Below are 10,358 nucleotides of genomic sequence, written 5' to 3'. Positions count from 1 at the left end.
TTTCCAGAGTAGAAATCCCGACCGATTCAAAAGCACCACGCACAATCTGTTGCTTTTGTTTTCGATCCAGGTGCGGGAAGCATAGATTAACGTTGACTTCCGCAATATGGCGGCGGCGCTTACCGAGATAATAGAAAGTTCGACCTCCCCATTTGCCAATGACGTATTGTACTCGCATGGGCAACATTGCCAGCGCTCGTAAAAAAAGTACTCCGGTCGCTGCTGGCCAATAACGCGGCATTAAGGCAAGCTGAAAAATTGATTTTTCTTTTTTTGTGTTCACTGTGCGCAAATTAGGGGTGAGCGTAGAAAGGTTACATTTTACTATAAGACGACGAAGCAAGAAAAAATTTAGCGAATTAGTGCGCTGATAGTTTTGAAATGTTCATGTTTCGCATCTTTCATCCATTCAAATAAAACCGATTCGGTGCTTGTTATAATGGCGCCTGCTTGCTGCATTCTGTTGAGGGCAATGCTTTTATTATCTCTGGATCTTGAAGCAACAGCATCAGCAACAACAAATACCTGCTGGTTTTTGCTGAGCAAGTCCATGGCGGTCTGTAGAACACAGACATGAGATTCAATACCACACAGGATCGCTTGCGATTTGTCACCGTAGGTAAAGTTATTATCGAAATCCTGGGCGGCGCAGCTTGAAAAACAGGTTTTCTCGATGGGTGTAGTCTGCGGAGGTAACGCATCGGAAAGAACAGCTTCGGTATTGCCCAGGGCTTTCGGGTATTGCTCGGTGACGGTGACCGGGACGGATAAAGTTTTAGCGGCCGTGATGAGCGTCTCACAATTTCGCAGCAGACTGTCACGCTCGCTCATTACCTTGACCAGGCGTGTTTGTATATCAATGACAAGCAGCTGGCTGTGACGTGCATCAGCGAGCAGCCTGTTTCCATTGCCTGTCATGACTTAACGATAAAATGGCTTATTGTTGCAGAAGATTGTTTGCATCTGCGACATCCTGCGCATTTAACATGCCCGCCGCCTGTTTTAAGCGCAAGTTTTGTAAAATATAGTCATAGCGTGCACGTGCATGCAGTCGTTCGGAATCAAATAATTCACTACGAGCGTTCAGGACATCAACGGTGGTACGAGTACCTACATCAAATCCTGCTTCCGTCGCTTTCAATCGGCTTTGTGAGGATATCACTGCCTGCTTGAGAGCGAGGACCTGGCTGATGGCAGATTTCACACCCAGAAATGCACTACGAACATTTTCTTGCGTGGCGCGACCTGATTCTTCCAGGATCTGCATGGCGCGGGTGAGGTTTTGTTGAGCCCCGCGCACGCTGGCACTGATGGCGCCACCGGCAAACAGGTTCATGTTGAACTGGACACCCACAGCTGAACTGTCATAGTCGCCAAAATCATCTTCAGAATAACCATACCTTGCTACTAAATCCAGTGAGGGATAATGCGAGGCTCTCTGGATGCTCACTTGATCCTGTGCCTGTTCAACAAAAAATTTCGTTGCTATTAGACCTGGATTTTGTTCCAGTGCCACCTGGGTCCAATGTTCAATATCATTGGGATCAGGGGGATCCAGTGGTGTTTTTTCCTGTAATGGCGCCAGATGCTTATGATAGCGTCCGGTGATTCTTCGCAGTGCTTCTGCCTCGTTGTCCAGGATATTTTCAGCCTCGATAAACTGCGAACGAGACAGGTCATAACGCGCCTGAGCTTCATGAACATCAGTGATGGCGACCAGCCCAACATCGAAACGCTGTTTGATCTGTTCCAGTTGACGTTCGTTGGATTCCATTTCTGCCTTGGAGAAATCCAGGTTATCCAACGCACCCAATACACGAAAATACTGGGTTGCCACACGAATGATTAGATCCTGTTCTGCAGTTTTAAAATCCGCTTCTGATTGCTGGACAAAGTTTTTATTCTGTCTGTGGAATTCGATGTCACCCTTTTGATAAAGCATCTGGCTGAGACTAACATCGTAGCCGACAGATGAATTGTCGGTTTCAAATCTACCAGTGATGTCATTGGGTGGTGGTCGAGTTGACTTTGTAATATTACTTGTGCTGGATGACTGAGTATAATCCGCGCGAAGATTAATTTGCGGCATAAAGGCGCCACGGCTTACCTTGACGGTTTCATACGCCGCATCTCGTGAGGCTACTGCTGCTCGAATCGTTGGATCAAATTCCAGTGCCAGCTTATATATTTCCTGCAGGTCTTCGGCCTGCGCTATAGAATGACTGAACAACAGAACCACTGCACTGATGATAAAGGATTGAGTAGTTTTCATAGCAATCAATTTCTTCTTTGGGTTATTTAATAGGTTGGCATTTGTGAATCTATAGTGGTTGCCCACGCATGCACGCCGCCGGTTAAATTCATGACTTTGGTAAAGCCTTCATGCTGCAAGTAATAGCAAACCTGTAAACTGCGAACCCCGGTATGACAGATAACGACAATTTCCTGTTCATTATCCAGGTCATCAACGGCATTTGGAATTTCCCTCATGGGTAATAAACGGGAACCATCGATATGGCAAATAGCAAATTCCCATGGTTCGCGTACGTCCAGCAGTAGAGGTTTTTCTTCACGCTGGTCGAGGCGTTCTTTGAGCTGACTGACTGTAATACTTTGCATGGCATCACCATTGTGTACTAACACCTGTCCAGAGAATATTAGGAAATGGTAATATGCCCGTCGTTAAAACACAATGTCGTTAAAAAACAAATTGTGATGGTTTTTCCGCGTTATCCAAAGGGGGAATGACCGTTTCAAAGAGTATTTCTTCCGACCACTGGTTTTCATCCACACGTGTAATCAGTGTGGCAGACATGGCCGGATCGCTTCCCACTATCACGAACAGTTTACCGCCTTTTTTAAGCTGTTGTTTTAGATCATCACACATGATGGGTAAAGATCCCGTGACAGCAATAACATCGTAGGGTGCTTTCTGCGACCAGCCTCTGGATGCGTCGCCAACTTCCAGAGTGACATTGGTGATGTCGTGCTGGCGTAATTTCTGGGCAGCGTCGCTGGATAATTGCTGATCAATTTCAATGGAAGTTACTTGTTTGCCGAGCTTTGCGAGCAGGGCTGTCAGATAACCAGATCCGGTACCTATTTCAAGGATTTCGTCCGTCGGCTGAATATTTAATGCCTGTAGCAGGCGCGCTTCCTGGATCGGGCTCATCATGACCTGACCGTTAGCCAATGTAATATTGGTATCAGAATAAGCTAACTGTCTGTATTCAGAAGGTACGAAATACTCTCGTGGTATTTCGGAAATGATATTCAGCACAGTCGCATCAAGTACTTCTGCAGGCCGAATTTGCTGTTCAATCATATTGAAAAGGGCTTGTTCCATAATTTTCTCGTTCATGACTCGTTTTTTATTATATTCAAACAATTCGGAGACAAAGAGTAAGACGTTTCTGTAATGCAGGCAAGAGAGAATCGCCAGACTGTGGACAGGATTATACAGTAAGCGTGTTAATTGTGTGGCCTCTTTTATGGAAATTATCTGGTGTATGTAGTCCTTAACTGAAATTTGAAAAATTCGCCATTACCGCGGTTACATTGCCAAATTAATTGCGGTATAGTTTTTTGCCTTCAAATCGCGTCAAAGCTTCATCAAGCATTATCTATGTAGTATTCAGGCGGTAATCTTAGCGTAGTATTTCTTAGTTGTTGTTACACCATTAATTAGCGGTGCGTTTAGATCGCAGCAGTTTTATTAAAAAACCAATGTACGATCAGGGCGGATTGTACGGGATCGCTTTTATGCAAACGCATTGTTTTTGTTTAGTGGAAGCCGATCAGAGCATAAAACAAACGGGGGTTAAGTATGGAAGCTTATCACGTTACTTTCTCATCTATTTTCTTTAAAACAAGCAGATTTAAATTATTCGTTGTAGTAACGAGTTTTCTTTTGATTCCGGTAGATTCAGCATTTGCAACGTCGGGTATTGCAAACACCGTGATGGGATTTTGTGCCCCGCAACCCACAGTGCCAGATGTGGGATCCTGTTCATCCTGTCATACCACGACCAACAATCGCGGCCCTAACGATCTGAATGCTGCGGGCATGGCAGCATTGTCGGGGAATTACGCATTTTTCTGTCCCAACGCGAATCAAACACCGCCGCCAACAACGACACCTCCAGCGACGCCAACACCACCCCCAGGTGGACCGGGAAACAGCACGCCGGGAACAGGTATGGGTATGGGATCCGGGGCCGAAATGGATGACGACGATGATGACGAAATGGATGATGACGATGATGACATGACTGCGCCGGCACCCGCCGGAGCGTCAGGTAGTCTTGGCCGTTTGCGTTCAATACTGGGTGATTAATAGCTTGTGACTGTTTTTTGTTTACTTCTACTGGGGTACGTTTAATTGCATTTACCCTTATTCACTCAACGTTAACTTCTGAGGAACAATAACAGCCAGGTGGAGGAGCATTGGCAAATTAGATGTTAGGACTTAAATGTAATTCTGCGTGGTTTTTGTGAGGTTTTTTTCGATAAAAAGTTTCGCTAGCGTCATCGCAAGCTTGTTATTGTTTTGTCATTGAATGCTGTTAAACTTCGCTTAAATCGTGTTTTAATAGGCGATGGTGACACACGAGATACAAGCGCGTATTTGATATTTAAAAGGGGCGTAATATCTCGTGAAGTGCTAAGGGTGACAGGGCTTGTCAGTTAGTTTGGGAATTTTTCCTATTTCTTCCTACGTAGTAATCGAACGGCTACTTAGCAGTTTGTGGGCATTTCCCGTTTCCATGTATACTTGGGAATCAAGTAGCACTACTAAATGATAAAGAAATATGGGTCATCTTTAGTGATGTTTCAGATTGCTAGAAGGCATAAGGGGGCTTTAAATGGGCAGTATGAGCAGTAACTGTTGTGATCGTTTTTGCTATCGTGCGACTCGCATAAAGCTATCAATTATTCTGGTAATCTTGATTTTTCTTTTTCTGCCCACGCAAAGTTTTGCGACCAGTGCTATTGCTTCAGCAGTTGCTGCGGCATGCGCGCCTAATCCTACATCACCTGACGTGGGCTCCTGTTCGGCCTGTCATTCTACCACCAATAATCGCGGTCCAAATGACTTAACCGCCGCCGGGCAATGGTCGCTATCTCCAACGACTTACACGCAATTCTGTCCCACCACCACAACACCACCGCCTGACCCTACGCCGACGCCACCTGTAACACCAACACCGCCGCCGAGTATGTCGCCAGCTCCACCGACACCTGGCATGGGTAGAGGCAGTGGAGGAAGCAGGGGCGATGACGACGACGATGACGATGATGATGAGATGGAAGACGATGATGACGATGGCGGTAGTGGTGCTTTGAGATCATTGAGAAAGCGTTTGAGCACTTTGCGTTCACGTTTGCGAACCAGGGATTAATTTATAAGGCCCTGCGGTAAGGCCAGTATTAATAAATATACCATTGGTTTTTCAAAAGGGTTGGCGTACCAACCCTTTTTTTATGCTTGATCTATTTATGCAAGAAGAAAGTTATGTCAGAAAAACAGTCAGGTTTTGATAGATAGTACAAATGAATAAATAATGATCAATTAGTGGCCAATATCGGGTATTTCCCGGATGATGGACGATGTGCTTGTAACCCGGTCAAATATTCGCTAATGTCGGAATCTCTTTTCACGAAGCTAGGGGTGCCTGAGAGCGTTAACAGCTTATCAGTGCTGAGATTACACCCTTTGAACCTGATCCGGGTGATATCCGGCGTAGGGAAGCACTTCGCTTTATTCGTCGCGCTGTCCCTGTCTCAGGTAGGCTAACTCAAGCAGATTAGCTCTGCTGAATAAATACAGGACCATTACATGAGCGCAATTGTGGACGAATTTCTAAGTCAGACAGCGAAAATCAACGACGCGTCAGTTCAACCTTTTCCTAATTCCAGAAAAATATACGTACAGGGGAGTCGTGCGGACATCCAGGTGCCCATGCGCGAAATCAGCCTCACAGATACGCCTCTCATTGGGGGTAAGGAAGGCGAGGTTGAGAAAAATCCACCTGTGACTGTCTATGATACTTCCGGTCCTTACACTGATCCTGAAGCACGTATCGATATACGTTCCGGCCTGGCACCAGTACGTAAAAACTGGATTGAAGAACGGGATGATACTGAAGTATTGCCGCAACTTTCGTCAGACTATGGGCGAGAGCGTTTACAGAATACAGCGCTGGATAGCTTACGCTTCAAGCACATCACCAGCCCTCGTCGTGCCAGGGCTGGCTGTAATGTGACTCAAATGCATTATGCCAGGAAAGGAATTATCACGCCCGAAATGGAATACGTCGCCATTCGCGAAAATATGCGCCTTGAGTTGGCAAAAGAGGCTTTACAAAAGCAACATCCCGGAGAATCATTTGGCGCCGCGATACCAAAAGAAATTACCCCGGAGTTTGTGCGCCAGGAAATTGCGCGGGGTCGCGCCATCATTCCTGCCAACATCAATCATACTGAAATAGAGCCCATGATCATTGGGCGAAACTTCCTGGTAAAAATCAACGGCAACCTGGGTAATTCCGCGGTGACTTCGTCCATCGAAGAGGAAGTGGACAAAATGACCTGGGGCATTCGCTGGGGTTCGGACACCATTATGGATTTGTCCACCGGCAAAAATATTCATGAAACACGTGAATGGATCATTCGCAACTCGCCGGTGCCTATCGGTACAGTGCCCATCTATCAGGCCCTGGAAAAAGTCAACGGCAAAGCAGAAGAGCTTAGCTGGGATATTTTCCGTGACACGCTCATAGAACAGGCCGAGCAGGGTGTGGATTACTTTACCATTCATGCCGGCGTGTTATTACGTCATGTACCTTTAACCGCTAAACGAATGACGGGTATTGTTTCCCGAGGTGGTTCTATTATGGCGAAGTGGTGTTTGGCGCACCACCAGGAAAATTTTCTCTACACGCATTTCGAGGACATCTGCGAAATCATGAAGGCATATGATGTGTCGTTTTCCCTGGGCGATGGTTTGCGACCGGGTTCCATTGCTGACGCCAATGACGCGGCGCAGTTTGGTGAGCTGGAAGCCCTGGGTGAATTAACCAGAATCGCCTGGAAGCATGATGTGCAAACCATGATTGAAGGGCCTGGTCACGTACCCATGCACATGATTAAAGAGAATATGGAAAAACAACTGGCGGAATGCGATGAAGCGCCTTTTTATACATTGGGGCCATTAACGACAGACATTGCGCCAGGCTATGATCATATTACTTCCGGTATTGGCGCTGCCATGATTGGCTGGTTTGGTACGGCCATGCTGTGCTATGTGACACCTAAAGAACATTTAGGTTTGCCCAATCGGGATGATGTGAAGGAAGGTATCATTACCTACAAGATCGCTGCCCACGCGGCAGATTTAGCCAAAGGCCATCCAGGTGCGCAAATTCGCGATAACGCTTTATCCAAGGCTCGTTTTGAGTTTCGTTGGGAAGATCAGTTCAACCTTGGTCTGGATCCAGATCGGGCGCGTGAATATCATGACCAGACCATGCCAAAGCAGGCACATAAGGTAGCGCATTTCTGTTCTATGTGTGGTCCCAATTTCTGTTCTATGAAGATTACCCAGGACGTACGTGACTTTGCTGAACAACAAAGCGCTGAGCGGCAAGCTAGCGTTGAAGTTAATCTCGATGAAACGATCAAGAAAGGTCTTAAGGAAAAGGCTGAAGAATTCAAACAACAAGGCGCAGAAATCTATAAGACCGTGTAGCCTGGAAGCGTAATATCTAATTTTTACCTGAACGGTTTCTCTTTCGGCAGAGTGTAAAAATCCTGATCCGGTTTTTGGCGGTGCCTGATCCCTTGTGCAATCAAGTAAGAGATGGTGCTCTGATGTCCCTCTGTCCTCAGTTGTCTTATTTTTAACCGGCCTGTGGGTAATCCGGTTGATGTTACCGTTCGTGTCTTACCCTTATGTCTTTCCCGTATAAATGGTAGTGGTACAACAGCAAATCCCCTTCACTTGATACGTATCAATATGGTGCAGGTAATTTAAACTAAATTTAACAGGAGAAGAAGTACAAGACAAAACCACAAAAATAAAACCTTAAGGAGGATGACTATGTGGGTCCCCAAGCCTGGTGCGTGGATGTTGGCTGTATCTGTTGTTTTACTAACCCCTTTCACTGCTACTGCCGAGCCTGTTACAGAAGGCGCCATGCTAAGCATTACCTGTAATGGTTGCCATGGTACCGATGGGCGCAGTTCCGGTGCGATTCCCGCCATCGCTGGCAAATCCGCAGACTATCTTGAAAAAGCCTTGCTGGATTTTCGCGATGATAAGTGTCCATCAACCGTGATGAAACGGCATGCCAAAGGTTATAGCGATGCTCAAATTAAACTGATCGCCGAATATTTCGCGGGCAAAAAATAGGAGAGGGGTGGCAAAATGAAAAAGAACATCACACGCCGTAATTTTATCAAAGTTGGTGGTGCAGTTGTTTCTTCGGCATCTTTGGGTTCCATGTTATGGCCAGCGTCCAGTTTTGCGCTTGGCGGTAAAGCCAGGCCGCATGTTGTGGTGATAGGTGGTGGTTTTGGTGGCGCCACATGTGCAAAGTATATTAAGAAGTTCGATGCAAATATTGATGTCACGTTGATTGAAAGAGATGCCAGTTTTGTCACTTGTCCTTTTAGTAACCTGGTATTAGGCGGTTTGCGAGACATTAATTCCATTACCCATAGTTATGATGCATTGGAGAGTAAGCATGGCATCAACGTGGTTCATGATGAAGTGACCGATGTCGATTCCGAGAAACAAAAAATTAAAACCAGGGGCGGTAAATCTTTTGATTATGATCGAGCGGTCGTTTCTCCTGGTATCGATTTTCTATGGGATAAAGTGGAAGGCTTCTCGGAAGCGGACGTAGAAACTATTCCGCATGCGTGGAAGGCAGGAAAACAAACCACGTTATTAAGAAGCCAACTGGAGTCCATGGATGACGGGGGAACGGTTATTATCGTTGCGCCACCTAATCCTTTCCGTTGTCCACCGGGACCCTATGAAAGAGCAAGCCTGATTGCCCATTATTTGAAAACCAACAAACCCAGGTCCAAGATAATGATTCTGGACGCCAAGGAAAAGTTCTCTAAAATGCCATTGTTCACTGGAGGATGGGAAAAATTATATCCTGGTATGATTGAATGGGTCGCTGGTACCAAAGGTGGCATTGTCACGCAAGTGGATGCTAAAAACATGACCGTCTATAACGAAGCTGGTGAAGCCATCAAAGGTGCAGTTGTTAACTACATACCGCATCAAACATCAGGTGCTATTGCCCGCAAGGGAGGATTGGCTGATGCTACCGGCTGGTGTCCTGTCAATCAGAAAACTTTTGAATCAACCTTGAAAAACAATATCCATGTTATTGGCGACTCTTCGATTGCCAAACCGTTACCAAAATCCGGCTATGCAGCCAGCAGCGAGGGTAAGATGTGTGCTGCTGCTGTGGTTGCTGCAATCAATGGTATTGATATGCCCAATCCATCCTACAGCAACACCTGTTATAGCCTGGTAGGTCCGGATTACGGTATTTCCGTAGCGGCTGTGTATCGACATGAAGACGGGAAAATTAATAAAGTTAAAGGAGCTGGTGGCGTAAGTCCTAAAGATGCTGATGAGTCCTTCAGAAGAGCTGAAGCGCTTTATGCTACGGGATGGTATTCCAGTATTACTCAGGACATGTTCGGCTAATACCTTTAATTAATGATAGAAGAGGAGAGGTGAAGGGAATCAGATTGTATGGTAAGTGAGTAGTAATTGTCTGTATTGGTAAATTAGCAGGCGGTAATTAAGTATTAGTTAATTGAACGTTAAGTTGGTTTGTTTTGTCGATATAAAACAGGAGGCTTGAGTTTGTAGTCTCCTGGTTTTTTATTGCGCTTAAATTGTCAATAATTATTCCAGAAATCTTTCTCGTGTTTCATCGTTCGGAATCACGCACTGGTCGAATTTTCCAAACCATTGGTAACGATGCTTGCCAATAAAATCATATATAGCATCGCGAACAAATGGTGGAATAATTATAAAAATATATAAAAGTGGCCAGGGCGCCGACAGTTCTTTGGCAATCCGCAATGCTGCGCTGGATTTTCTATAGATATGGTTATGCTCGAGTAAAATAATAGAAGTGAGTCCGGGGTTTTCTATGCCATGCTCCCTGGCCAGTTGCTGTCCTTTTGGAGATTGTAGCGGGCAGAATCGAAAGCGGAAGTGCTGGTCTCGTCGAATAACAAACTGAATGCTGGCATGACAAAACTTGCATACACCGTCAAATAAAACAACTGGATTTTCGTTAAAGTCAGACATTTAAAGTATG

10 protein-coding genes, 1 pseudogene and 1 riboswitch are annotated in these 10,358 nt (G+C 45.6%); of the genes and pseudogenes, 5 read left to right on the top strand and 6 right to left on the bottom strand.

Annotated elements, in window-relative coordinates; all coding sequences use genetic code 11:
- The 5 genes from ACWVCM_RS02860 to ACWVCM_RS02840 all read right to left on the bottom strand — a co-directional run.
- A partial coding sequence (locus tag ACWVCM_RS02860; protein ID WP_455200197.1) for an LpxL/LpxP family acyltransferase occupies nucleotides 1–283 on the bottom strand: 283 nt, incomplete at its 3' end.
- Nucleotides 284–351: 68 nt separating this feature from the next.
- Nucleotides 352–918: a hydrolase gene (locus ACWVCM_RS02855; protein ID WP_455200196.1), complete on the bottom strand. Its 567-nt coding sequence runs from the start codon at nucleotides 916–918 to the stop codon at nucleotides 352–354.
- A 19-nt stretch (nucleotides 919–937) separates the two neighbouring features.
- Nucleotides 938–2,272, bottom strand: a complete 1,335-nt coding sequence (locus ACWVCM_RS02850; RefSeq protein ID WP_455200195.1) for a TolC family outer membrane protein — start codon at nucleotides 2,270–2,272, stop codon at nucleotides 938–940.
- 26 nt (nucleotides 2,273–2,298) lie between these two features.
- Nucleotides 2,299–2,619 carry a rhodanese-like domain-containing protein gene (locus ACWVCM_RS02845; RefSeq protein ID WP_455200194.1) on the bottom strand — a complete coding sequence of 107 codons (321 nt, stop codon included), beginning with the start codon at nucleotides 2,617–2,619 and terminating at the stop codon, nucleotides 2,299–2,301.
- Nucleotides 2,620–2,698: 79 nt separating this feature from the next.
- Nucleotides 2,699–3,346, bottom strand: coding sequence for a protein-L-isoaspartate O-methyltransferase family protein (locus tag ACWVCM_RS02840; RefSeq protein ID WP_455200193.1), 648 nt, complete (start codon nucleotides 3,344–3,346; stop codon nucleotides 2,699–2,701).
- 480 nt (nucleotides 3,347–3,826) lie between these two features.
- On the opposite strand from ACWVCM_RS02840, the gene ACWVCM_RS02835 reads away from it, so the two are divergent.
- From ACWVCM_RS02835 to ACWVCM_RS02815, 5 genes and pseudogenes are all read left to right on the top strand, one after another.
- Nucleotides 3,827–4,336: a hypothetical protein gene (locus ACWVCM_RS02835; protein WP_455200192.1), complete on the top strand. Its 510-nt coding sequence runs from the start codon at nucleotides 3,827–3,829 to the stop codon at nucleotides 4,334–4,336.
- 529 nt (nucleotides 4,337–4,865) lie between these two features.
- Nucleotides 4,866–5,402 (top strand): hypothetical protein, encoded by a 537-nt coding sequence (locus ACWVCM_RS02830; protein ID WP_455200191.1) that lies wholly within the window; start codon nucleotides 4,866–4,868, stop codon nucleotides 5,400–5,402.
- A gap of 255 nt (nucleotides 5,403–5,657) precedes the next feature.
- Nucleotides 5,658–5,767: riboswitch (TPP riboswitch) on the top strand.
- Nucleotides 5,768–5,839: 72 nt separating this feature from the next.
- Nucleotides 5,840–7,627, top strand: a pseudogene (gene thiC, locus ACWVCM_RS02825) (phosphomethylpyrimidine synthase ThiC); the annotation flags it as partial.
- Between the two features lie 474 nt (nucleotides 7,628–8,101).
- A complete protein-coding gene (locus ACWVCM_RS02820) occupies nucleotides 8,102–8,413 on the top strand; it encodes a c-type cytochrome (protein WP_455200190.1) in 312 nt (103 codons plus the stop codon).
- A gap of 15 nt (nucleotides 8,414–8,428) precedes the next feature.
- Nucleotides 8,429–9,733 carry an FCSD flavin-binding domain-containing protein gene (locus ACWVCM_RS02815; protein ID WP_455200189.1) on the top strand — a complete coding sequence of 435 codons (1,305 nt, stop codon included), beginning with the start codon at nucleotides 8,429–8,431 and terminating at the stop codon, nucleotides 9,731–9,733.
- 204 nt (nucleotides 9,734–9,937) lie between these two features.
- Here the strand turns inward: ACWVCM_RS02815 and ACWVCM_RS02810 are convergent, their stop codons facing one another.
- A complete protein-coding gene (locus tag ACWVCM_RS02810) occupies nucleotides 9,938–10,348 on the bottom strand; it encodes a thiol-disulfide oxidoreductase DCC family protein (protein ID WP_455200188.1) in 411 nt (136 codons plus the stop codon).
- Between the last annotated feature and the right edge of the window lie 10 nt (nucleotides 10,349–10,358).

It is taken from the genome of Kaarinaea lacus (assembly GCF_975902315.1).
Note: the sequence above shows the minus strand (reverse complement) of the source record. Positions and strands in the feature narration are given on the sequence as shown.

Excerpts from the sequence above, each read along its gene's own strand:
- ACWVCM_RS02855 (WP_455200196.1), bottom strand. The coding sequence starts at position 918 with ATGACAGGCAATGGAAACAGGCTGCTCGCTGATGCACGTCACAGCCAG.
- ACWVCM_RS02815 (WP_455200189.1), top strand. The coding sequence starts at position 8,429 with ATGAAAAAGAACATCACACGCCGTAATTTTATCAAAGTTGGTGGTGCA.
- ACWVCM_RS02835 (WP_455200192.1), top strand. The coding sequence starts at position 3,827 with ATGGAAGCTTATCACGTTACTTTCTCATCTATTTTCTTTAAAACAAGC.
- ACWVCM_RS02820 (WP_455200190.1), top strand. The coding sequence starts at position 8,102 with ATGTGGGTCCCCAAGCCTGGTGCGTGGATGTTGGCTGTATCTGTTGTT.
- ACWVCM_RS02830 (WP_455200191.1), top strand. The coding sequence starts at position 4,866 with ATGGGCAGTATGAGCAGTAACTGTTGTGATCGTTTTTGCTATCGTGCG.
- ACWVCM_RS02850 (WP_455200195.1), bottom strand. The coding sequence starts at position 2,272 with ATGAAAACTACTCAATCCTTTATCATCAGTGCAGTGGTTCTGTTGTTC.
- ACWVCM_RS02810 (WP_455200188.1), bottom strand. The coding sequence starts at position 10,348 with ATGTCTGACTTTAACGAAAATCCAGTTGTTTTATTTGACGGTGTATGC.
- ACWVCM_RS02840 (WP_455200193.1), bottom strand. The coding sequence starts at position 3,346 with ATGGAACAAGCCCTTTTCAATATGATTGAACAGCAAATTCGGCCTGCA.
- ACWVCM_RS02845 (WP_455200194.1), bottom strand. The coding sequence starts at position 2,619 with ATGCAAAGTATTACAGTCAGTCAGCTCAAAGAACGCCTCGACCAGCGT.